Raw genomic sequence first — 25800 nt, 5'->3', positions numbered from 1 at the left:
AATGCCCGAAACAAAAGCCGACATACTTGACATTTTAGGTGAAAGCGTAAAACCCGGAGAAAGTAAAGAAGTCAGTTTTGATGTTGCAAATTTGCACACCTCAACACCTGTAAACTTACCTGTTATTATTGAACGTGCTAAAAAACCAGGCCCTACGGTTTTGTTTACCGCAGGGATTCATGGCGATGAAGTAAATGGTGTTGAAATTGTAAGACAACTAATTGCCAAAGGGATTAATAAACCTAAATGTGGCACTATTATTTGTATGCCCGTTATCAACGTTTTTGGCTTTATAAATTTAAAACGCGAATTTCCCGACGGACGGGATTTAAACCGGGTGTTCCCTGGAAGCCGTTCAGGTTCTCTTGCGGGTAGGGTTGCGCATAAATTGGTTCAGGACGTGATACCGCATGTAGATTTAATCATCGATTTTCATACTGGAGGTTCGGGACGCTTTAATGCACCGCAATTACGTTACGCTAAAAACAATTACAAACTCAATGAATTGGCTCAGGTATTTGGAGCTCCTTTTGTTTTATACTCTAAAAACTTATCGAAATCATTTAGAACAACCTGTTTTAAAATGGGCAAAAACTTGTTGCTTTTTGAAGGCGGAAAATCGTTTCATATAGATGATATTGTTACAAATTCTGGAGTTAACGGTTCTAAACGTGTTTTAAAACATTTAGGCATGTTACGCTCTAATTTTAAATCGTCTAAACCTAAAAAGGACTGTGTTTTTATTAATGACAGTCGCTGGTTGCGCGCCACACATTCTGGTATGTTTAAAGCGTCTATTAGTATTGGTACACCTGTAAAAAAAGGAGCTGTTTTAGGGAATATTACCGATCCTTATGGCAAATTTAATTATGCTGTAAAAGCCTCAAACGATGGCTATATTATTAATGTGAACGAATCGCCTATTGTGTATCAAGGTGATGCTCTGTTTCATATTACTACGAAATTAAAAAAGTAATATTATGACCAGACCCGTCAGGTTTCCAAAACCTGACGGGTCTAAAAAACAGAATCAATGTCAACTAAAGCTGAACTACGAAAAACATATAAAACCCTACGAAAAAACTTATCTGAAACCCAAATTGATGATTTAAGTTTGGCTATTGCCAATCAACTTTTAAAAATGCCCATTTGGGACTATTCTTTTTATCATATTTTCCTTCCTATTGAAGCACAAAAAGAAGTGAATACAGATTATATTCTGAATATTTTATCTGGAAAAGATAAGAATATTCTTATCTCAAAAAGTAATTTTGAAACTGGAGCAATGACACAGTTTTTGTTGACCGATAGTACAATTATTAAAAAGAACCACTACAACATACCCGAACCTGTCGATGGTATTGAAATTTCAAACGATAAAATCGAGGTTGTTTTTATACCACTTTTAGCCTTTGATAAACAAGGAAATCGAGTAGGTTATGGCAAAGGTTTTTATGATCGCTTTTTAGAGGAATGTAACCCTGAAACTATAAAAATTGGCTTGTCTTTTTTTAAAGCTGAAACTGAAATTACCGATACTTTTGAAAGCGATGTGCGTTTGGATTATTGTGTGACACCAAATAATGTGTACACATTTTAATCTTTACAGTTAATTAAACTTCTCTTAGCAAGTCATTTTTTTTTAACTTTATAAGAAACTTTTAAGCATCATCCATGACTTTTGAAATTGGCTTGGTTTCTTTAATTATAGTTACCATAATACTTCTTTTCGTTTTTGAAGTTTTCCCCGTTGACAAAATAGCGTTTTGCACTATTGGTGTTTTGATAATTTCAGGGCTAATAACGCCAGAAGAAGCGATAAGTGGTTTTTCCAATACTGCCGTAATTACTATTTTATGTCTCATGATTATTGCCACGGCATTAGAGCAAAATGGCGTTATCGCTTGGTTGGCCAATAGTCTTAAAGTTTTCAAAGATTGGCACATCTATTTATTAGTGCCAACTTTTATGCTTATTGCGGGCAGTATTTCAGCTTTTATAAGTTCTACTGCTGTTGTCATCGTATTTATAAAAATAATTACAGAACTCTCAGATAAATTTGCTATTTCTAAAAGCAAACTTTTGCTTCCAATATCGTTTGCCAGTATTTTAGGAGGCAGTTGCACCCTAATGGGTACCTCTACCAATTTAATTGTGAATTCAATCTATCAAAAACGGGTAGGAGAACGTTTATCGTTTTTTGAATTTTCATGGCTGGGCCTTATTTTTTTAATCGTTTCTATAGTAATAATTACTTTACTGGTCAAATTTTTACCCAAAGACAGTACAAAAAAACTTAGAGACGAATACAGTTTAGACACCTATATTGCCACAATTGAGCTAGCACCAAACTCTAAATTAATTGGTAAACATTTTGAAGATTCTTTTTTACATAAAGAAGATATCATAGTACTGAAATTTGTTCGAAACGGAAAAGAAGACCATGAAATAGACAGTAAAACACTCCTTAAAAAGGGAGATCGATTTATGTTATCATGTGATTTGGAAAACCTACTAAATATAAAAAGTAGTGATGAAGTTTTGATAGCTTCTGACGGTATAGAATATGCAACTTTCTCCCATAAAGAATTTAAGGATTACGGGAACAAAAAAGAATTACCATCAACAATTCAGCAACACGACACCGTTTTGGTAGAGCTCATGATGTTACCCGGAGCAAGGTTTTTGAATAAATCGCTAGAAGAGCTTAGAGCTATCATGCCCCATAATGCCTTACCAATTGCCATAAAAAAAAGAAAAAATCTTCGGCATTTAAAAGATAGACTAATTACAAATTTAAGCTTTACAAAATTAAAAGTTGGAGATCGTGTGCTTTTAGAAATAGAAAAAAACAAAATTGAGGATTTTGATATTTATGATAATATGGTAATTCTTCAGGAGCATGAATCTCCTAAAGTCGTGAAATCTCCCAAACGCACATTGACTTTATTCATTTTGCTGGGCGTCATAGTATTGGCTGCAACCGGCACGCTAAAAATATTGTCGAGTACCATTATAGGTTGCGCTGCACTATTGTTGTTAAATTGTATTAGTTTAGAAAATGCTTATAAAAAAATAGATTGGCAAATATTGATCTTGTTAGCAGGCATGATTCCTTTAGGCATAGCTATGAACAATTCCGGAACCGATGTTTGGTTATCAGAACGGCTATTGAACATCATGCACGGGGAATCTGCTTTGTATGCCATTGGGGTTTTATTTCTGTCAACTTTATTGTTAAGTGGCGTCATATCAAACAATGCCGCAGCAATTATCATGGCACCATTAGCAATTACCATATCCTCTGGGTTGCAACTACCCACAAAACCGTTTATTCTAGCTGTAATGTTTGCTTCAAACTTCAGCTTTTTCACACCTGTGGGCTATCAAACAAATGCCTTAATTTATAGCATGGGTGTCTATAAATTCAAAGATTTCTTAATTTTAGGTGGTTCAATTTCCATTGTGCTTTGGATTTTGGCAACACTACTTTTAAATACAATGATTTAAATACAAACTATTATGTTATCTCTATTATTAAAATTCAACCTTAAAGACGCATTAAACAAATTAATGGAAAAACTTAGTGGATGGGGAGAGGCTATAATTTTAAAACTTCCCAACCTATTTGTAGCAATTTTTGTGATGGTAAGTTTTTACTTTTTAGCAAAAGGCATATCTAAAGCCTCCAGAAAATATCTTTTTGATAAAATCAAACAAGAATCCATAAAAGATTTGAGCACCAAATTTGTGTTTGGATTTATAATTTTGATTGGATTTTTTCTAGCATTGGGCATTATGGATCTCGACAAGGTTCTTACCTCTGTTCTAGCAGGTGCTGGAGTTGTTGGTTTAGCTGTAGGACTTGCTGTTCAGGCAACCTTGAGCAACTCGGTATCTGGAATTATGCTGTCATTTATTCCAAGTTTACGTATTGGCGATTATGTGGAAACCAATGGCTATTCAGGATTTATTTCCGAAATAAATCTTAGGAGTATTATTTTAAGAAGACCCGACAATAATTATGTAATCATTCCAAATTCTAAAATTGTTGATAATCCTTTTACCAATTATTCATTGACCGAAAGATCTAGGATAGGCGTAGAATGTGGCATTGGTTATGAAAGTAATTTGCAGCATGTTGAAGATCTGGTTAAAGATATTATCGGTAATGAATTTAAACAAAATGAAGGTGAAGGCGTGGAGTTTTTCTTTACGGAATTTGGAGATAGCTCCATAAATTTTGTAGTAAGATTTTGGATTGATTTTAAAAAAAACAAACACCAATTGGAAGCTAAGCACAAAGCCATGAAGCTTATTAAACAAAAATTTGATGAAGAAGGCATCAATATCCCTTTCCCAATTCGCACTTTATATTTTGATAAGGATATTTTAAACAATTAAAGAGGCTCTATTATATTCGGTGGAATTTTGTGCTCTCCTGTGTGAGGATATGACATTTATTTCGCAAAATGTTTATCATGGTGGTTAATCACACTTTAGGTTTAATCCTCACAATTCTCACAATACGTTCCTCTCAAATATTCATCAGCTAATAATTGAAATGTAACACCGCCATCTTCAACAGCATTAAATAATTTACAGAAGCGCTCCTTATTCATATTAATGGCGTTCAATAAAATAGTTCTATAATCATCTTCTTGAGTAAGCTCATCATTTATTAATGTTAAGTTTAAATAATAGAACAATAAATTTTCATCAATATCAATGCTTCTTGCTTTTTTATCCAATAATTCCACAGCTAAATCAATATTCGCATAGTAGCTAAAAAATTGAGCTAAACTCAAATAATCATAATCCGATAAATAGAATTTTTTGTAATTATTCTTAATATAAATTACAGATTTATCTTTATTATCATAATCCCTTTTTCGCATTAAATTCTCGGCCTTTATGATATGAAAATTAACCATCATCCTTGAAATTAGCGAACTCTCAATGCCATACTTTTTCAAACTATAAATTTGATTTTTTAGTTTGATTTCATCAATATCAATGGCTTTAAATCGCCATAATTTTATTTTGACTGCTGCTATATTGTACTTAACCTCTCCGTTTTTTGGCACTAGTTTTTCCAGATCCAACAATTCGTTATACACTATCAATGCTTGTCTTACATTTAATATGTAACGGTATGCCGAGTTTTTATTGAATATTTTGACAAACTTTGCCTGCTTCGGAATTTCCATTTTGCGCAGTATGTTTGGAGACGCTACCTTGTGCTTCAATTTTTCGAATAATGAATTTTGAATTTCTATGGCTTCGTCTAAATTCTCAGCCTTTATGGATGCATTAAATTTAGCCAATAACTCCTCTGGCGACATGGTTTTGTACTTGTCCTTTTTCTCTAACTCCAATTCCAAAACTGCTTTTCTATGATATTGTAAAATAGGCTCCATTTCCGCTGAAAGCGCACCAATCAATTGAGCCTTTACTTGGTTCTTTTTTAGTTTTCCTAAGTTTTCAAATTTGGTGCCTTTGATGTCATTTAAAAATTCCACCCAATTTTCGGAAGAAGACACTTGTGTTTTAATGGTTGGCTTTTGAAAAGTCTGTAATGCTGCAACAATACTGTTGGCCCGCTGTTCTTGCAACTCAATATTGCGTTCTAAGCTTCCTTCAGCAGAGGAATAGGCCTTAATATTTATGCTTTTTATATTAAAATCTGTTAATCGTAACGAATCATAAATTGGTTTGATATCTTCTTGGGAATATGCCGCTTTATTTTTTTCAAAAGGGATTTTAAATTTTAGAGTTTTATTTCGAAGTATATAACCTTCTTTGGCAGTAGCTTTAATTTGTTTTGTGTTATAGGTTAAAGAATCTAAATACATGCCCATATCCAACAAATCCCATTGGTAGGATTCCAAATCGTAAATCACATAATACTGACACAAATATTTGTTGCTTAAAAACAGAATGTTGTATTCTAACTCCTTATTAATATCAGTATCAGATAGTCTGCCCACATGTACCCGAAACCTATTTTCCCCATTGGGCTTTAAACCACTTCGCAGTCTAGAACCGTAAATTGGTTTTAATACTTTTCCTTTAATTTGAGCCCGTTCTACAGATTCTAAATCACAGTTGTAACGGTTTTTATCCACCAAGTCCACGGCTAAACCATCGCCAGCATTTTTAAATAGAAGATTGAACCATTTTTTATCATTTACCTCAAAATAAAGATTGTTTTTTTCTCTTTTGATTGAAAATTTAACTTCCTTAGGTTTTTGCCTAAAAATTTGATGACAACTTTGGCAATTTTGAGTGCGCTCATTATCTGTTTTAGGAAATTGAATATCGTAAATGCCTTGTGCTATTAATTGATTAAAACCGAATAAAAGCAAGACAACAAGGAAATAAAAATGTTTGATTTTCATAAGTTATATTGAATAAAACGAGTTTTAGGTATTAAAGATAATAAGTACATAAAACATAATCCGATACTTACGGAAAAACTTTTTGCAATTACTGTTTTATAAAAAAAGCACCAGAAAATTATTTTTCTGATGCTTTCAATAAATTTAAGATATAGTTGGTTTAGAACCTACATTTTTATCAATTTCTTAGATCCTATCACTCCTTTAGAATTTTTAAACCTGATAAAATAAACACCTTTGCTTAATGTGTTAAGATTATCGATAGTGATATTGGAACTGTTTACTCTTTTTCGTTTTATAATACGCCCTTGGATATCGTGCAATTCAACATTAAGGTTATTTACAGTATATTCTTGAGGTAATTTTATGTTTAATCTATCCTCAATTGGATTAGGATATACAACAAAACTTGATATTTCGTTCGTATTATTTGACAATGTATTGTTTACAATATTTACGGTATAATCCTCAACCTCGGCGTCATTATCGTTACCCACAACTAATCCACAAGGTCCAGAAGGTGTCCAATATTGTCTGGATGCAATACGCATTCTTGTATTTCCATTAAGTGCAGAAAGAGGAATTGTAAATGAATTACTTCTTGGGGAATTACCAGTAGTTCCAGAAGATTCATTCCAAACCTTCTCACCAAAGTCATCAAAATCGCCATCTTGGTTTAAATCTATCCAAACAGCAACTCCAGATTGATTGTTGTAGCTAGTACTTACATTCAAAGTATAGCTAGTTGATCCATCTGCATTTAAATCTACAGGGGTTACCGCTGTAAAATCTGTATAATCTGTATTTCCTGATGAGCCATTAATTATTGATGTTCCACTTTCTCCAAATATTGCAACATTACTAATATGTCCTCTGGTTAAACCAAATGCGCTACAATAAGATAAAGCATTTGTTGTAAAAGTATCAAGTGCAGTATAACTAGATTGAGAAGCCCCACAATCACTCCTCACTTGATATTCATAAGTAGTAGAAAGTGCTAAACCTGTTAATGTTATACTACTACTTGAAGTTGTATCCATTAACCAAGTTGAAGCACCTTGCGCTCTATATCTAACTTCAAAAGACACATTATCTATAGCATCCCAAGATATTTCGGCAGTTGTAGTGTCTGGGTTTGCCGAAACATTTGTAGGTGCCTGTAATGCATTAACTGTTACATTTTGATTTGCAGTTACAATAGTGCCATTATCATCAAAAGACCAAGTAACCACATGCGAACCTGAACTGTAAGTAATAGAATCTGTTGTTGTACCAACAATGTCTTGACAATCACTTGCATTTGAAAGTACCGTTGGTGCAGTAAGTGTTATTGGGCAGTATGTAACAATATCATCTAGTGTAGGTGCACTAATTGGATCTGTAACCGCTGGCCCAACATATTCAATTTTAATAATTACACCAGGGTTTGCGATACTTACACTTCCGGTTGAAGATGGTCCTGAGGTACCACCTGTGTTATCTGTTACTGCATATATGGTTAAACCATCAGGGGAAATGGCGATATCTCTGTAACGATCGTTTGATGAGTGGAATTCTTCATAAAAATCATCAACAATATCATCTCCTGTTGCATTTAATTTCGCTCTAAAAATAGTACCTCTTTTTAAAGTAGGTATTAATAAAGACCTGTCCCAACATGGTATGCTACCAACCTCATGAATGTCAATACTTGAGGGAGCAACTCCAGGCCATGTTAAATAGTTTCCTGTTGGCTCTACATCTACCGTGCTATTGTAAGTACCAATTGGGTTTTCGAAATTAGCAGGAGGGCCTCCTGGCAAAGGATAAGATTCATATTCTGTAGCCTCTTCAGATGTTGGACTACCAGTACAACTTGGAAACGTAGATTCATTTCTGTAGTTATAAGCCTTATTATCATAAAAACCAGCAATTTGTGGCCAACCATAATTCTGTCCGGCTATAATTCTGTTAAGTTCATCGTCAGTTTTTGGACCATGTTCAGAACTATACAATGTCCCGTCTTGTGCAAAAACCAGACCTTGAGGATTTCTGTGTCCATAAGTGTAAACGTGACTTTTCACACCAGCCAGCATTGGGTTACCACTAGGTATAGATCCATCTATCTCTAAACGCAATGTTTTACCAGGGTAATTATCATAATCTGTAGTAGAAGTTGGTAAATTTTGAGACACTATTGGGTTACATGAATTTCCAAATTGATTTGCACCTTGATCTCCAATGGTGTAATATAATTTACCGTCGGGACCAAATTTAAGTCGTCCAGAATTATGGTCATCACTTGCAGGAAGCCCTTCGAGTAATGTTCCGTTAGCATCTAAGCTTGTGTCTTCTGTTAAAGTACCGGCGCCATGATTGTACAATAACCTTACTAATCTGGCTTTTAAATTGCCTCCGTCATCGTAAGTGTAAGCCACAAATACATAATTATTTGTTGAAGTATTAATATTGGTATATAAATCTGGATGAATTGCCATACCCATTAAACCACCTTGCTTATCTGGTGTTACCTTAGCACTTAAATCTATTAAAGTTGTTGGGGTGTTTGTTGAAGTTGCAGAACTCACACGTACTATTTTCTGACCGCCAAGTTCTCTTTCTGGATTAGTGTTTCCAACGCCACAACGTTCTGTGATCCACAAATTCCCATCAGGACCATAAGTAACTTCCCAAGGCAAGCTTAGTGCATTATCATTTGTAATTTTTGTTGTTGTCCAGTTAGATCCAGCAGTTATGGCACTGGAACTGGGTGTCATTGGCGTTTGCCCAAACGTGTTAATGGTAACAGCTATAATGGTAGTTAAAAGTAGTTTTTTAATCATTTTCTTGGTTTGCTATTTATTGGTTATAATCAGTTTTTTAGAAATTTTAGTGTCTAAAGCTATAATTTTTGAAATATAAACACCTGTTGTAATATTGGTTGATATTTCAATACGGCTTTCAGAACTATCAATCTTAATTTCAGAAATAATTTGTCCTAAAGTATTAAAAAGCTTTAATGTGTCAATTTTGTAGTTGGTTGGATTAAGTATGACCAACGCTTTATTAGAATTATCATAAAAGAGCGCCGTTTGGTTTTCAAACTCTAATTCTGGATTGGATAATTGGCCTTGAGATGAAAACACAATTTCAAACCTATCATCATCCACTCCTTGCACCGCAGTACCAATAAATTTGGAGTCCCTTAAATTGTGATAGCTATTATTATCCTTATCTCTTAAATAGATTTCTGTGTCGTCATCTACGTTTTCAAGTGCATCAAGTGTTATCTCAACAATCCCTTCATTTTTAGTTTTTATACCCAAGGGAAGTATCGTCGTAACAGGATCTATTTCGCCAATACCTTGAATGATATAGTTAGCATCGCTTATTTTCCAATACATATCCTCAGCATTGTCTTCTATAAGAGCACCTTCATAGCCCCAATCATGACCTAAAGATGCATTTTCATCTACAGTTGTTAAAAGTTGCCTTTTATAACCCGTTGGAGATTTGTAACCTATTCTAAGTTTAGGTCTTTCATCTTCAATATTGGAGGATTGAGATTTTTTAGTATTTGAATTTTTAAAAAATGAAGAATTTCCGCCTTCCGTAACAAAAATCCGTTGATCGTTCTCAAACTTTGTATTTCCATTTGAACTAGCAACAACAAAGAATCCTTGACTTACTGGTATATACCTTTTTGGAGTTATAGACCCACTTCCTGTTTGATCTACATCTGGGTCTGGAGTTGCGGCACTACCATTTATAGGAGGCACGCCACCAGAATAATTGTATAAACCATAACCCCCTTGATATTCCCCTAAATTATGTGATCCTCCACCATAATGTTCCCAAAAATAGAGTGTACCATCCAGATGTGGGTTATCACTTAAAAACTCTGAACCATCAATAGCTGAAGGATAGGGATTTCCTACTAAATAATCGTTTCCTCCTGTAGTGGGTAAATTTATCTCTCCATTATTAGGTGTACCAATAAATACATAATTACCAATTGCATCAGGGCCAGGCCCAGGACCCTTCATTGTAAAGCCTTCTCCAACTAATAAATTACCTCCACTTCTTATTTGCTGCCATTCAGAATAATCATCGCTAGTATTATTAAATCTCCATATCCAGAAATCTGCTATTTCAATATTTGGAGTAGCATTACCGTCACCATCTATATTTACACCTCCTAAAAAATCGATAGCTTGCGGGTTATCTGGGTCTTTTCCATCATTTAAAACAGACCCAACAGTATAAGTTTCATTACCATCAATATCTGAATCTGGATTGCTTGAATGTACTGGCGATGACCAATAATTATAACGATACAAATCTACAGTTCCTTGTTGGTCTCTTTCTAAAGTACCAGTACCAACTAGAGCACTGGTTTGCGTTTGTATTAATTGAGATTCGCCTTGTAAATCTATTGTACCACCTAAACTTAGGTACCATGAATTTTGTAATTCTGAACCGCCATTAATTTCTAGTTCAACGCCAGGATCTACAAATAAACCTGCTGTCCCGTGGCTAGTTGCTGCGGTAGTATTATGTTTAATATGTACGATAGACCAGTTTTTGTTACTAGAACCGCTACCAATATCCCAAACATTACCATGTAGCCATGTTGCGTTATTTGACCATGCCCCATTTGCTGTTGTTTCATAAGGAAGTGGTGCGGTTTGAAAATAAATGTCCTTGATATTATACATTTTTCCTCCTGAGGCACCGTTTCCTGTAATATCATTTGTATAGGTATCCATTTTATAATATCTGGATAATGTTCCAGCTAAAACTCCTGAAATATCTACTGGAATTATAGCACCACGTTCGGCAGATGTTAATTCTTGATAGACCATTCTTTGCAATTCAAGTTCGGTTAAAGCTTTTGTAAAGACTCTTACTTCATCTATTTGACCTTGAAAATAATCACTATCGGTATCTGGAGTTCTTCCTATTGTGAAACTAGAGACATCAGCTGGTAAAGCACCAGATGTTGCAGATGTTGCATCTTGTTCGCCATTAATATATAACGTAAAGGCACCATTTGAATCGTCATAGATAGCTGCAACATGTACCCAAATACCTTCTGCTATTGCTGAACCAGATGTTAAAGTATTTCCATCTGCCAATGCACTAACATGTCCTGCATTTGTTATAAATAATTGAATTTCATCTTGACCTACAATCACGCGTTTACCGGTTGATCCCGGTTCTACTTTTACCCAAGACATCACTGTTACATCTGTCCATCCATCTATAACTGAGGCTTCTTCTACATAATCGTTTCTACCGTCAAAAAATAAGGTGTAAGAGGCATCTAAATCTCTTGGAGAGCCAAAAAGGGTATTATCGGTATCAAAAATATCTAGGATACCATCACCATCTGTATCAACAGTATCATCTAAAACACCATCGTTATCGGCATCTAAATGTGCGTAGATTTCTGTTTTATCAATATCACTCCCATTAGAAAAATCGTTAGGGTTATCATCACTATCAACATCCCTGAAATTAGGGATACCGTCGCCGTCGTCATCAAGAGGTGTTGGGTAAGCATTACCCGTTCCATGATCTAAACCATCGACATCACTATCATTGGCATCGGCAGGGCCCAAAATACCATCACCATCAAATTCATCATTTAAAATTGGGCTACCAAACGCATCTAAAATATTTCTGTCTAAGCCATCGCCATTACCATCGCCATTGATATCTGTATCTCCTCTGTTATCATATTCCACGGCATCAAAAACACCATCATTATCAGAATCTAAATCTAAATAATCCAAGACACCATCGCCATCTGTATCATAAATTGGGTTTGAAAGGTCTATTGGAGTTCCTACAGAACCTGAAAAACCAACATCTCCAGGGTTACGCCCCGAAACATCTTGGGGATCGTATAAATCTTGTATGCCATTACCATTCACATCTACCCATGCGTACCCACCAGCGTCGTTGTTTACCGTACCATCTTTATCATCATCTGTAAGTTGTAATTCTACCACGTTGGGGACGCCATCATCGTCATTATCTAAATCTACTGCATCTTCTACACCATCGCCATCTAAATCACATAAAGTCTGCAAAACAAAAATATCATCGATTGCTAAATCATTTCCAAGACCACCTAAATTCTCGTTGGTCAGCCTAACTGTAAACTGTGTAAAGTTGGTATTAAACGTTGCGCTTACTTCTACCCAATCTCCTGTGGCATAATCTGCCGTTGGAGGGATTAACCCTGATGAAGACGATGCAATAAGTGTTCCCGTAGGGTCTAAAATTTCAATTAAAACAGAAGGCCTTTCTCTCGAGGCAATTCCGGGAGCATCTGCCCTATCTAAATTTAAAGCTGAAAAACCATAGGTAATATCTACACCAGCACTTACACCCGTAATTGTAGTTTCGTAGAAAACCCCTGGATTGTAATCTGCATTAAACATTGCCATTCTACCGTTTGTATCCCCTGGTGTATGATCGACGCCTGGGTACCAAAAAGTATCTGCCCATGTAGCTACTTCTCCAACAGGAGTGTCGTCAGTACCATCTGCATCGGCTGCCTTATAATATACGGTATATGAGCCATCATTTAAATTTATTGAACCATTACATGAGCCTAAACCAATACCATCTTCAAAGCAATACGTAGCTCCAGCGATTGTTCCTCTAGTTGTTCCTGATTGAAAATCTTCATTTAAAAAAACTACATCTGTTGTTGTTGCAACGGGGTTAGCTACACAAGATACTTGTTCGGTAACATCCAAAAGACCGTCATTATCGTCATCTAAATCAATATTATCTGGAACGCCATCGTTATCCGTGTCAGGAAAAGTTTGTTGGCCAAAACCTTCAACAACAAAAGTATAAGGATCTTCATCAGCGTCATCACTGGCAATTGAAACCGTAGCTGTTCTAGTTCCAATAATAGGTGCTGTAGGACTAAAGGCTATCGTAAAAGTTACTGAATTTCCCGAAAGTACTGCTGTAGTTACTGGTTGTACTGCTATGGAAAAATCTGGACTTCCGCTAATTGCTACTATTGGAACTCCCGATAAGTTTAAAGTTGCCCCTCCATTGTTTGTAATTGTAAATATTCTTTCTAATGGAGTTGGGGTATAAATATCATATACACCAAAATCTGTGTTATTGTTGATATTTGCCGTAGCTGACCCATCAATAATATTGTTTCCGTTTCCAGTAATATCTATTTCAGTTGGACTTGCAGGGTCTATTTGTAAATTCACTAAATAATCTTCAAATTCTTCTGGTTGTCCGCCTGAATTTCCACAAGGTTCGTCTGAGGAATCAAATCTTCTTGTGCCTACTCTTAGTGCTGTGTTCCCATTTATAGCCGAAGTTGGGATTGTAATATTTTGAGTTGCAAAAGGAATTGCCTCTGTACCTCCAGTATCATAAAGCATTTCACCTACATCATTAAAATCGGCATCACCATTTAAATCCATATAAACCGTCCAACCCATAGCTTGTCCAGTAGAGTTATTTACTGTAATTGAAATAGGATAAGTACTCCCTTTATAATATGTTATTGGGGCTACAGACCCTGTAAAATCAACATAACCAGCATTGTCTCCAGACGTATTATTAATTGTCGTTGCAACTTCTCCAGTTGATGATACATTGGTAATATAGTGTGTCCCAGACGAATTACTTGTTGGCACACAAATCCCAAAAATAACTGACACATTTACCGTGGCAGTCGCGCAATCATTATTCGCATCACAAAGATTGTAGGTAAAACTATCATTTCCTATAAAACCGGTATTTGGAATATACTCAAATATGCCATCTGTAATCTCAGATACTGTTCCGTTTGTTGCTGTGGTATTTATGGCATAATCATCTCCATCACTACCATCAGAACTTCCAATGTTATCGTTGGCGCTCACGTCTATTTGGTTAGACGCTCCTGCTGTACTATTTTTAACAACTGTTAAATTGTCATTATTGGGTACTGGATCTAATGGTGCGCCAAAATCTATGGTGTAATCATGAACTTCAGCACGTTGAGCAAAACTACAACCATCGGCAGGCAATGAACTTCCACCGCCACATCCCGAACAGTAATGAGTAGCAATTCTCAACGTTGCCAGACCCGATACCCCTCCTGCTATAGTAAAGCTTCCTGTACTAACTTGAGACGCTGCACCATTGTAACTATACCCTGGATCATCATATACTTGAGTAAATGTGCCACTTCCATAATCTATCCACATTCTTACTCTTAAATTCCCCCAAGTTTCTTTAAGATGCGTTATTGACCAATTATAGGTGCCACCTGCCGTCATTTCTACTATTAGACCTGTATTGTCGGTGTACATTTCGGCATTTGATGTATTGTCGCCTGGATCATTATAGTTTATTTCCGTTGGAGAATTGTCTCCTGCAGTGGTAACATTTTCCATCGCAAAAGTGTCCCATGACACCATTCCAGTGGGACTACATTGTGAAATGGCTTTACTTGGGCAAAAAAGGATTATTACGCAGAAAAAGATTACGGTAAAGCATCTAAAAAGACATAAGTAGGCTTTCTTCATTTCGTAAATCATATTTGAAAGAAAATACCAGTCTGTATTGAGGGCTTTAGAATGGCATCTTTTGTTTTTAATCGTTATTTTCGTGCAACTTAACGTCAAAAATAAAAAAATATGTATATTTTAAATAAAATAAACGGATTTTAACATTTGATAATACGTTTTGCGTAGTAATTGCGTACTTAGGAAGTATTAAAAATTAACGCTTTTTAGAAAAAGCCCGCTTATTAAACACAATGAGCATCATAAAGCCTGTGCTTATCGCCATATCGGCAATATTAAAAACAGGTTCGAAAAACGTGAAGAATTTACCGCCATAAAAGGGTAACCATTCGGGTAAATAGCCTTTATATAAAGGAAAGTATAACATATCTACCACTTTACCGTGCAGCAACGTGTCGTAGCCCCCTTCTTTAGGTAAAAATGTGGCTATTTGGGCATGACTATCATTAAAAATTACACCATAAAACACTGAGTCGATGATATTACCCAACGCGCCTGCAAAAATCAAGGCAATTGCCGAAATTAGTATTTTAGAACTCCGCTTCTTTATTGCACTATATAACCAATAGCCAATCCCAAAAATGGCAATAACCCTAAATGAGGTTAAAAAAGTTTTTGCTGTTCTATCGGATATAAAAGATACGAAATCACTAATTCTGGTGCCCCAAGCCATTCCTTCATTTTCAATAAAGTAAATTTTAAACCAACTAAAAACTTCAACACTATCGTGAAGCACAAAATGGGTTTTAACATATATCTTACTTATTTGGTCTATAAGTAGAATGACAGTGATTAAAAGAATGGATTTTTTTAGAGACATTTATTTTATGGATTCCTGCCTCCGCAGGAATGATAGCGATTTTAAAAAAGAAACGCCTTTCTCAAATAAGTTGAGATTGGCGTTTTGTATTATAAGATTCCTTTTTTACTGAAACCCCCAAAACTTCGGGACAGCACAAGTCAAAGGAATTTATTACTGCATATTTTTAGCTTCAATACTTAAGGTAGCATGAGGCACTAATTCCAACCTTTTTTTATTGATGAGCTTGCCAGTTACACGACAAACACCATAAGTTTTGTTTTCTATTCTAATCAATGCATTTTTTAGATCGCGGATAAATTTTTCCTGACGGATTGCCAATTGGGAATTAGATTCTTTACTCATAACGGCACTACCTTCATCAAACGCTTTAAACGTTGGCGATGTATCATCGGTGCCGTTATTATGATCGTTCATATAAGCACTTTTTATCAATTCTAAATCGTGTTGTGCTTTCTTAATTTTATCTTGGATAAGCTTTTTGAATTCTGCTAAATCACTATCTGGGTATCTTACGGTGTTGTTTGAAGCCATAATGTTAATGTTTTGTAATAAATAATTTGGTATTTACATCATCAAAAGCAATTTCTATACCGTTATTTATTTGGTCAATAATTTCTAACTCTTCTGTTAATGTTTCTGTTTTAATATATTCAATATTAGAGGCTACAGCTTGCTTGATCTGCTCGTCTCTTTGTAATTTTACATCTATTCTATCGGTAACTTCAAAACCAGAATCTTTTCTTAAATTCTGAATACGATTTACCAATTCCCTCGCAATACCTTCTTGCTTTAATTCTTCCGAAATGGTTACGTCCAAAGCTACTGTTAGATTACCTTCATTTGCAACCAACCACCCTTCAATATCTTGAGAAGTTATCTCTACATCTTCAAGTTCTAAAGTAATGTTTTTTTCATTAATTACAACGTCAAAATTACCATTTTGCTCGATTTTGTTAATATCCTCTGCCGTAAAGTTCATTACGACACCGGCAATGGCTTTCATATCTTTACCAAAGCGAGGTCCAAGAGCTTTAAAATTCGGTTTTATTTTTTTAACTAAAATGTCCGAAGCGTCTTCAAGCAGTTCGATGTCCTTAATATTTACCTCGTGCTTTATTAAATTTGAAACTGCTAAAATCTCTTCCTTTTGCTGTTGATTTGAAACAGGAATCATGATTTTTTGCAATGGCTGACGCACTTTTATCTTCTCTTTAGCTCTTAACGACAAGACTAAAGATGATATTGTTTGTGCCGCTTCCATTTTACGCTCTAAACTTTTATCAACATAAGACGCATTGTAAACCGGGAAGTTTGACAGATGCACACTTTCAAACGCTTCTTTTTTGGTTACAGCATCTAAATCTAAATACAATCTGTCCATAAAAAACGGCGCAATTGGCGCACCCAACTTAGCTATTGTTAGCATGCACGTATAAAGTGTTTGGTAAGCCGAAATTTTATCGGCTTGATAATCGCCTTTCCAAAAACGCCTTCTGCTTAAACGCACAAACCAGTTACTTACATAATCTTGTGTAAAGTCTGATATGGCTCTTGCAGCTTTTGTTGGTTCATAATCTGCGTAATAATCGTCAACCTTTTGAATTAAGGTGTGTAATTCAGACAAAATCCATCGGTCTAATTCTGGACGTTCTTTTAACGGAAGATCAGCTTCGGCATATGTGAAATTATCTAGATTTGTATATAGTTGAAAGAATGAATAGGTATTGTATAGTGTGCCGAAGAATTTTCGTTTTACTTCCTCTATGCCTTCTAAATCGAATTTTAAATTATCCCAGGGATTTGCATTAGAAATCATGTACCATCGCGTAGCATCGGCTCCATAAGTACTTAAAGTTTCAAACGGATCAACGGCATTTCCTAAACGTTTGGACATTTTCTGTCCGTTTTTGTCTAATACCAATCCGTTGGATACTACGTTTTTATAGGCGATAGAATCGAATACCATAGTCGCAATTGCGTGAAGCGTATAGAACCATCCACGGGTTTGATCGACACCTTCTGCGATAAAGTTTGCTGGGAATGTTGTGCCTTTGTCAATTAAATCGGCATTTTCGAATGGGTAATGCCATTGTGCGTAGGGCATAGATCCGGAATCGAACCATACATCAATTAAATCGCTTTCGCGGAACATTTTTTGTCCTGATGGGGATACTAGGATTATTTCGTCAACGATATTTTTGTGTAGATCGATTTTGGCGTAGTTGTCTTCGGAATTGTTTCCTGTTTCGAAATCCGAAAATATATCAGATGGCATGAATGCCGTCTCTACGGACTTTTGCATTTCAGATTTTAATTCTTCAACCGAACCTATACAAATTTCTTCCTTACCATCCTCGGTTCTCCAAATTGGTAATGGAATTCCCCAATACCTTGAACGTGATAAATTCCAGTCGTTTGCATTTGCTAACCAATTACCAAATCTGCCTTCCCCAGTACTTTTAGGTTTCCAGTTTATGGTTTTGTTAAGCTCGTGCATTCTGTCTTTAACATCGGTTACTTTAATAAACCAAGAATCTAATGGATAATATAGAATTGGTTTATCGGTTCGCCAACAATTTGGGTAACTGTGCTTGTATTTTTCAACCTTAAAGGCTTTGTTTTCTTCTTTTAATTTGATGGCAATTTCTACATCAACCGAACGCTCTGGTGCTTCACCATCATTGTAATATTCATTTTTAACATATTTGCCAGCAAACTCTCCCATTTCTGGTCTGAAACGGCCTTGTAAATCTACAAGTGGTACTAGGTTTCCGTTTTCATCTTTTACCAATAGTGGTGGTATTTCTGGAGTTGCTTGTTTTGCAACTAAAGCATCATCTGCTCCAAAGGTTGGTGCTGTATGTACTATTCCTGTACCGTCTTCTGTAGTTACAAAATCTCCTGAAATGACTCTAAATGCATTTTCTGGGTTATCGTTTGGAAGCGCATATGGCATGAGTTGCTCATATTTTATGCCTACCAAGTCTTTTCCTTTACATTCTGAAATAATTCTATATGGAATTTTTTTATCACCAGGTTTATAGTCTAGAACTTCAGATTTTTCTTCAACCAGATTGAACTTTCCAGAAAACTGATAATTCACTAATTTTTTAGCTAAAACAACTTTAATCGGTTCAAAAGTATATTGATTATAAGTTTCAGCTAAAACATAATCAATCTTTGGCCCAACGGTTAATGCTGTATTACTTGGCAACGTCCAAGGTGTGGTTGTCCAAGCTAGGAAGAAAATCCCCCCAGCCCCCGAAGGGGGAGCTTGCTGCCCTTCTCCAAAATTAAACGCCTCATAAAAAGCGCCTATATTCCCCCCTTTGTGGGCTAGTGGGAATTGTGCAACAACTGTAGTATCCGTAACATCTTGGTAAGTTCCTGGTTGATTTAACTCATGTGAGCTTAAACCAGTTCCTGCTTTTGGCGAATACGGTTGGATGGTATAGCCCTTGTACAACAAATTTTTACTGTAAATCTGTTTGAGCAACCACCAAACACTTTCCATATATTTTGGTTCGTAAGTAATATATGGATTGTCCATATCTACCCAATAGCCCATTTTTTCAGTAAGGTCGTTCCATACATCTGTATAGCGCATTACTGCTTTTCGGCAGGCTGCATTATAATCTTCCACAGAAATGGTTTTACCAATATCTTCTTTTGTGATGCCTAATTCTTTTTCAACACCCAATTCAATAGGTAATCCATGGGTATCCCAACCAGCTTTACGCTTTACCTGATACCCCTTCATGGTTTTATAACGTGGGAAAATATCTTTAATAGCGCGCGCTAAAACATGATGTACACCAGGTAATCCGTTTGCAGATGGTGGCCCTTCGTAAAACACATAAGGTTCGTTACCTTCTCTTGTGGATACACTTTTTTTAAAAATGTTGTTTTCTTGCCAGTATTGTAGTATTTCGTTAGCTACATTTGGTAAGTCAAGTCCTTTATATTCAGGAAATTTCGCGCTCATTTACTCTTGAATCTTATAAGTTCGCGAATTTAATGAATAATCCTTAAAATGATGCCATCTCTTATTTTAAAATAGAAAAAAGCTAAACAAATTGCTTGACTTTTTTATCTTAGGTTGGTTATTAAGGTTAGACTAATTTATAATTAACTTTTTGGTAATGACCGTATTTGTATCAGTTCTAAAACATGCTACATAAGCACCAGTTGACACATTTGATAATTTTATGCCCTTATTTAAAGTTGATTGGGACACATTATTTAACTCCATTATAGACTGCCCTGTCATACTAAACAATGTGAATTTAGTAACTTCTCCATTGAGTTTTTTAGCAAAAATCATATTGCTTCCTTTGTGGTAATAGATGAAGTTATCTGTTGTTTTTACCTCTTTAGCACCTAATGTACTGGCTTCAGATTGAAATACGATTTCCAAACGATTGTTAAATTTTCCTTGTTCCGATGAAAACCTATAGGGCTGGTTATTGGTTAAATCAAAGTATTCTCCCGTTAAGTTATCTTTCAGATAAATTTCTTGATTTTCTTCGATATGTTCTAATTCTGATATTCTAATTTCGAACGTATTATCTCCAGAAGATTTAAAGTTTAAAGGCACGACCTTATCTTCTGAAATAGCACCATATGCCTGTATGTTCATATTTTTGCCTTCTAAATTTAGATTTAAATCGTTGTTGTTGGCTTCAACACACTCAGCATCATAGCCATAATCAAAAGCATCTGAAGTTGTCTCGCTAAAGCCTAAAAGCAATTCGCGTCTTACCTCTGGGCCAGTTACTGAATTAAACTCTAAACGGATTTTCTGAAGAGCGTCATTTGAATTATTTCCATTTGAAACTGTTCCTTTAGATTTTTTATTGCCACCTTTAAAAAATGCAGAACCATTGTTGTAAGTACCGTCGGCATCTGCTTCTTTTATGAATATACGTTGGCCATTGTTGAACTCAACATCACCATCGGCTATTATTTCTACCATAAACCCTTGACCAACCGGCAAATATCTTGACGGTTTGGTTGCTCCTATTTCACCTCCCGTTGTTTCTCCATTGAACCCTACAAACTGACGCGCCCTTACACCACCTAATTTATTGACTTGTGCATACCCCCCGTTATAGTCTCTTAAATTATGAGATGTGCCACTCCATTGTTGCCAAAGTTGAAGTGTTCCATCAATAACCCCAGCATTGTCATCAATAAATTGATGGACATCAATAGCAGATGGGTATGGGTTTCCTAATAAAAATTCTGTTTTAGATGTACCAGCAACTGAACCAGGTCCTCCTTTATCCTCTACAGGAATTAAAATTGTGCCATTATTTGGTTTACCTTCAAAAATATATTGTTGTTCTGAACTTGGAACACCTGTACCTTTTTGAGTATAACCAATTCCCGGACTTAAGTTAGCACTTGTTGCAATCTGTGCCCAGTCCCAATAAGTAAGTCCGTTTATATAAGTAAACAACCAGTATGTACTAATATTTCCGTTTGCAGTATAGTTTGATGTAAACTGACAGTTAAATCCAGAATCATCTTTAATCATCTGTAAATTATATGGCGAATTATTAGCATTATTTGTCGCCGCATTATTGTCAGTTAAACTTGTTGCTCCCAGACTTCCAACTGGAGACGCCCAATAGTTGTACCAATATGCACTTGACGTACCTTCTTGTCGCCTTAAGACCTTACCTGTGGCAGAGGTTACTAAATCACTATATTCAGTTTGGATTAATTGTGAATCACCCATTAAGTCTAAGGTCCCGTTTAATTCTAAATAATAATTATTATACACTTCATTATCTCCATTTACAGTTAAGGTTTTACCAGAATCTAATATTAGCCCTTCTGTTTTGAGAGATGAATTTACATTCATATCATTACTTACTTGCACTATTGAAAACCCAGAATTGTTGAGTTCATACATATTCCAAACAGCACCCGAAACCCAGTTTCCTGAAGTTTCCCAACTGCCAGAGTTTGACGTTTTATATGGCATTGGAGCCGTTTGTTCTTGTACTGTTAATATATTATGCATTTTTGCCGTGTGCCCTTTTGATGAAAAATCATCGGTAGTTGTGTTTATAATACCTGTCATCGGGTAATAGGCATTTAAACTTGACCATGATACTGTTGAACCAATAGCATCATCCTTTATCGGTTTTGGAACTATTGCCCCTTTTACGCTCCCAGAATCGTTAAAAATTTCCTGATAAATAATCTTTTGTATCTGATTACTGGTAAGTGCCGTATCAAAAACGCGTACCTCATCAATATTTCCCTTGAAATATTCTGAATTGGCAGATGCATTTTTACCTATTGTGAAGGCATCCGTAGAAGTGGAAATACTAGAGTTTAATGCTGTATCATTACTACTAGTCTTAAAATTTCCGTTTATATAAACCTTCAGTTTATCTGAAGATGCAGCGGAATTGAAAACTACTGTAACATGTGTCCAAATATCTTTTGTAACAGCATCTGAACCAGTAAGAGACTTTGTATATCCATTAACTTTTACGATAGGCACTCTGGTGGTACTTACCATAATTTGAAAATCACCTTGACTTATAATACTGCCATTCCCAGAAAAAGCTGGATCTAATTTTACCCATGCCATAGCTGTGAGCTGACTAAAACCACTCAAATCTAAACCACTATCCACATAGTCGTCCACTCCATCAAAATCTATAGTTGCTATGGATGGTGGATTAGGGCTAAACACATCCCTATAATCCAAATCGCCCCCTGAAACTAAATCTCCGTCAGTATCTGGAAGAATTGATGCATCTGAAGGGTTGTTAATTTCATCATTCACATCAAATCCATCATTAAGGTTTCCACCTTCAAAGGTGTTGTCTAATCCATCGCTATCGGTATCAGCATTTAAGATGGTATTTGCCATACCGTTTTCTTCAATATCTGGAGTACCGTCGTTATCACTATCTAAATCTATATAATCATAAACTCCATCACCATCTGTATCTGTAAGCACTAACCCTGTACCGTAGTTATTATATATTCCTGTTGCAGTATCTATTGTCATTGAAGGCGCACTATATCCTGTTGTTGATTGTGCTTCAACATTATCCGGAATACCGTCATTATCTGCATCAATATCTAAAAAATCAGCATTTCCAACGCCATCAGTATTTCCGGGAGTATTTCCCGAACCTGCGGAACTAGGAATGCCGTTTGTAGTTACCGTATATCCTACAGAGCCATCTGCTCTACTATTATTATCAGTATCTGTACCTCCAGATTCCCTAACATCTGTAATACCGTCATTATCGCTATCTAAATCAAAGTGATTTGGAATTCCATCAGTATCTGCATCTAAATTTGCGCATATCCCATAAGCGTTTAGTGTACAATAATCTGCATCCTTATAATTTTCAGTACCGTCCATATCTGCATCTGCTGAAGGATCAATCCCTCCAGACTCATCGGTATCTTTGATGCCATCGTTATCATCATCTAAATCGTCCACATCACTATATCCATCCTTATCATAATCCTCAAGTGTGAAAATTATTAATTTCCCATCGGCGTGGTCAGAACTAGACCCTGTTAATTGTGCTTTAGTAATTAACGAACCATCTGGAGCCACATCATCAAGATAAAACAGAGCAATACCTAGTGTACCTACGTTTTCAACAACCCTATCGCTTAACCAATAATCTGAATTTGCACTAGGTGCATTAAGAGCTCCTGGAGTTCCTAAGCCATTCGGGCCAATTTTTCCTGTGCCACCAAAACCATATCTGGTACCATCTTTATTTATAAATGTTTCTCCAAGTGACTGCTCTGGACCGCCACCTGCCGGAATACCGAATAGTTCCAGGTGTAAACAATTATTAGCATTTCTTTCTGTGACGGCAATTACGCCGCTTGATGTTGCTGAGATACCTGTTCCGTAAGTTAAGGTTTGCCGTTGTGCATTGGTTGTAGATTCTGCAGTATAATTATCACAGATATTTGCTCCATTTGAATCAGAACCAAAATAATGGTTCAAATTCAAATCTTGGAACGCCGTTAATGCAGAAGTGTTCCATGTGCCACTAGCACTAGTTGTTTCTATTTTGACACCATTTTTATATATCACATTTTTAGAATGGCCAGTAGGCCCTAACTGAGTTAATTGATAGCCTGTTGGAAATCCAAAATTTAAATATACAATACCATTTACGGTAATACTTTTAATTGTTGCAGGGTGGGTTTTCACAGTTTGCACATCATTCCATTGGAATGTTACCCCAGATTGAATACTTGGAGCATTGGTTTGTGCTGTTGCTATTGCAAAAGAGAATGACGTTAGTAAAGCACTTAACAGTAGTTTTGTTTTCATAATTAATAGATTTGGGGAAATCGAATTAATTTATAAATTTTTAATTGTAACAACCTAAATATGAAATACTAATAGATTTCACGTTTATTTATTTAAAACAAAAAATAACCTTGAAACTAAACTTGAGGGAAGAAAACTTCAATTACGACACAATATTACTTTAAATTATCGATAAAAACAATTAAATTGTCGATAAAACGCATAATTTTTAGACAAAATGTATTTTTACGTAAGATAAAAGACTAATTAAGCGTAATCAAAACATCAAAAAAATTAACGACAGATGAGATAAGGCTCATACTTAAAATTCAATTATTGTAGTCTTTATCCTAAACAATTAAATCTACCAAATCCTCAATTTTTGAAATCAATTGAATTTTAATAGCAGTATTTTTCAATGAAATCTTATTGTATTTAGATACAAAAATAGTAGAGAACCCCAATTTTTCGGCTTCCAAAATACGTTGCCCGACCCGTTGTACTGGTCTAATTTCTCCAGAAAGCCCAACCTCAGCAGCAAAACAAAAATCATTTTGTAATGCCACATCTTCATTTGAGGATAAAATAGCTGCAACTACCGCTAAATCAATGGCTGGGTCATCAACCGTTATTCCTCCTGTGATATTTAGAAATACATCTTTAGCTCCTAATCTAAAACCTGCCCGCTTTTCTAGAACCGCTAAAAGCATGTTTAGACGTTTCGCATTAAAACCTGTAGCACTTCGTTGTGGTGTACCATAAACTGCGGTACTTACCAAAGCTTGCACTTCTATCATCAATGGGCGCATACCTTCTAAAGTTGCAGCAATGGCATTTCCTGACAATTCCTCGTCTTTTTTAGAAATTAAAATTTCAGATGGATTTGAAACTTCCCGTAACCCAGAACCCTGCATTTCGTAAATTCCTAATTCATGTGTGGAACCAAAACGATTTTTATGCGCTCTTAAAATTCTAAATACATGGTTTCTGTCGCCTTCAAATTGCAATACCGTATCAACCATATGCTCTAAAATCTTGGGACCGGCAATATTTCCATCTTTGGTAATATGTCCAATAAGAATAACCGGAGTTGCTGTTTCTTTTGCGAATTTTATAAGTTCAGTTGTGCACTCTTTAATTTGTGAAATACTCCCAGAAGACGACTCGATATAATCGCTATGCAACGTCTGTATCGAGTCAACTATAACAATATCTGGTTGAAGCGTAGCGATTTGCTTAAATATATTTTGAGTTTTAGTTTCGGTAAGAATATAACAGTTGTTGTTCTCAGGATTAATACGTACTGCTCGCATTTTTATCTGTTTCTGGCTTTCTTCACCTGAAACATATAAAGTTTTATACGGTAATTTTAATGAAATTTGAAGCAACAACGTACTTTTACCAATTCCAGGTTCTCCCCCTAAAAGGATTAATGACCCGGGAACTATTCCTCCTCCTAAAACACGATTAAATTCTTCATCTAAACTATTGAGTCTTGCTTCTTCAGAAACATCAATATCCTTAATCTGTAAAGGTTTTGAAACTCGTTTTGTTGGACTTGTTGGTGTTTTCCAATCGCTTTTCTCTGGTTTTTGCAATACTTCTTCTGCAATAGTATTCCACTCTTTACAAGCGTTACATTGTCCCTGCCACTTTCCGTATTGAGTGCCACAATTTTGACAAAAAAATGTTGTTTTTACTTTTGCTTTTGCCATA

12 protein-coding genes are annotated in these 25800 nt (G+C 35.6%); 4 read left to right on the top strand and 8 right to left on the bottom strand.

Annotated elements, in window-relative coordinates; all coding sequences use genetic code 11:
* Position 1 precedes the first annotated feature (1 nt).
* From ABXQ82_RS06950 to ABXQ82_RS06935, 4 genes are all read left to right on the top strand, one after another.
* A complete protein-coding gene (locus ABXQ82_RS06950; protein WP_367056911.1) occupies positions 2-976 on the top strand; it encodes a succinylglutamate desuccinylase/aspartoacylase family protein in 975 nt (324 codons plus the stop codon).
* 57 nt (positions 977-1033) lie between these two features.
* Complete coding sequence (locus ABXQ82_RS06945; RefSeq protein WP_367056909.1) at positions 1034-1600, top strand: 5-formyltetrahydrofolate cyclo-ligase; 567 nt, start codon at positions 1034-1036, stop codon at positions 1598-1600.
* Positions 1601-1674: 74 nt separating this feature from the next.
* On the top strand, positions 1675-3510 hold the full coding sequence (locus ABXQ82_RS06940; RefSeq protein WP_367056907.1) for an SLC13 family permease: 1836 nt from the start codon (positions 1675-1677) through the stop codon (positions 3508-3510).
* Positions 3511-3573: 63 nt separating this feature from the next.
* The gene (locus ABXQ82_RS06935; RefSeq protein WP_367056904.1) at positions 3574-4404 is read left to right on the top strand and encodes a mechanosensitive ion channel family protein; all 831 of its coding nucleotides are present in this window, start codon (positions 3574-3576) and stop codon (positions 4402-4404) included.
* A gap of 101 nt (positions 4405-4505) precedes the next feature.
* Here the strand turns inward: ABXQ82_RS06935 and ABXQ82_RS06930 are convergent, their stop codons facing one another.
* The 8 genes from ABXQ82_RS06930 to radA all read right to left on the bottom strand — a co-directional run bounded on the left by ABXQ82_RS06930 (position 4506) and on the right by radA (position 25799).
* Positions 4506-6401 carry a hypothetical protein gene (locus ABXQ82_RS06930; protein ID WP_367056901.1) on the bottom strand — a complete coding sequence of 632 codons (1896 nt, stop codon included), beginning with the start codon at positions 6399-6401 and terminating at the stop codon, positions 4506-4508.
* A gap of 167 nt (positions 6402-6568) precedes the next feature.
* A complete protein-coding gene (locus ABXQ82_RS06925; RefSeq protein WP_367056898.1) occupies positions 6569-9223 on the bottom strand; it encodes a PQQ-dependent sugar dehydrogenase in 2655 nt (884 codons plus the stop codon).
* Between the two features lie 12 nt (positions 9224-9235).
* Complete coding sequence (locus ABXQ82_RS06920) at positions 9236-14944, bottom strand: LamG-like jellyroll fold domain-containing protein (protein ID WP_367056895.1); 5709 nt, start codon at positions 14942-14944, stop codon at positions 9236-9238.
* A 196-nt stretch (positions 14945-15140) separates the two neighbouring features.
* Positions 15141-15764 (bottom strand): lipoprotein signal peptidase, encoded by a 624-nt coding sequence (locus ABXQ82_RS06915; protein ID WP_367056892.1) that lies wholly within the window; start codon positions 15762-15764, stop codon positions 15141-15143.
* Between the two features lie 153 nt (positions 15765-15917).
* Positions 15918-16298, bottom strand: a complete 381-nt coding sequence (locus ABXQ82_RS06910; protein ID WP_367056889.1) for a TraR/DksA C4-type zinc finger protein — start codon at positions 16296-16298, stop codon at positions 15918-15920.
* A gap of 4 nt (positions 16299-16302) precedes the next feature.
* A complete protein-coding gene (ileS, locus tag ABXQ82_RS06905; RefSeq protein WP_367056886.1) occupies positions 16303-19752 on the bottom strand; it encodes an isoleucine--tRNA ligase in 3450 nt (1149 codons plus the stop codon).
* A gap of 132 nt (positions 19753-19884) precedes the next feature.
* Complete coding sequence (locus ABXQ82_RS06900; protein WP_367056883.1) at positions 19885-24105, bottom strand: LamG-like jellyroll fold domain-containing protein; 4221 nt, start codon at positions 24103-24105, stop codon at positions 19885-19887.
* Positions 24106-24434: 329 nt separating this feature from the next.
* Complete coding sequence (radA, locus tag ABXQ82_RS06895) at positions 24435-25799, bottom strand: DNA repair protein RadA (RefSeq protein ID WP_367056880.1); 1365 nt, start codon at positions 25797-25799, stop codon at positions 24435-24437.
* Position 25800: the final 1 nt, after the last annotated feature.

It is taken from the genome of Algibacter sp. 2305UL17-15, from assembly GCF_040720935.1.
Lineage (GTDB): Bacteria > Bacteroidota > Bacteroidia > Flavobacteriales > Flavobacteriaceae > Jejuia.
The sequence above is the reverse complement of the archived record's forward strand: the minus strand, read 5'-3'. Positions and strand labels throughout refer to the sequence as shown.

Excerpts from the sequence above, each read along its gene's own strand:
- ABXQ82_RS06950 (WP_367056911.1), top strand. The coding sequence starts at position 2 with ATGCCCGAAACAAAAGCCGACATACTTGACATTTTAGGTGAAAGCGTA.
- ABXQ82_RS06945 (WP_367056909.1), top strand. The coding sequence starts at position 1,034 with ATGTCAACTAAAGCTGAACTACGAAAAACATATAAAACCCTACGAAAA.
- ABXQ82_RS06940 (WP_367056907.1), top strand. The coding sequence starts at position 1,675 with ATGACTTTTGAAATTGGCTTGGTTTCTTTAATTATAGTTACCATAATA.
- ABXQ82_RS06935 (WP_367056904.1), top strand. The coding sequence starts at position 3,574 with ATGGAAAAACTTAGTGGATGGGGAGAGGCTATAATTTTAAAACTTCCC.
- ABXQ82_RS06930 (WP_367056901.1), bottom strand. The coding sequence starts at position 6,401 with ATGAAAATCAAACATTTTTATTTCCTTGTTGTCTTGCTTTTATTCGGT.
- ABXQ82_RS06925 (WP_367056898.1), bottom strand. The coding sequence starts at position 9,223 with ATGATTAAAAAACTACTTTTAACTACCATTATAGCTGTTACCATTAAC.
- ABXQ82_RS06920 (WP_367056895.1), bottom strand. The coding sequence starts at position 14,944 with ATGAAGAAAGCCTACTTATGTCTTTTTAGATGCTTTACCGTAATCTTT.
- ABXQ82_RS06915 (WP_367056892.1), bottom strand. The coding sequence starts at position 15,764 with ATGTCTCTAAAAAAATCCATTCTTTTAATCACTGTCATTCTACTTATA.
- ABXQ82_RS06910 (WP_367056889.1), bottom strand. The coding sequence starts at position 16,298 with ATGGCTTCAAACAACACCGTAAGATACCCAGATAGTGATTTAGCAGAA.
- ileS (WP_367056886.1), bottom strand. The coding sequence starts at position 19,752 with ATGAGCGCGAAATTTCCTGAATATAAAGGACTTGACTTACCAAATGTA.
- ABXQ82_RS06900 (WP_367056883.1), bottom strand. The coding sequence starts at position 24,105 with ATGAAAACAAAACTACTGTTAAGTGCTTTACTAACGTCATTCTCTTTT.
- radA (WP_367056880.1), bottom strand. The coding sequence starts at position 25,799 with ATGGCAAAAGCAAAAGTAAAAACAACATTTTTTTGTCAAAATTGTGGC.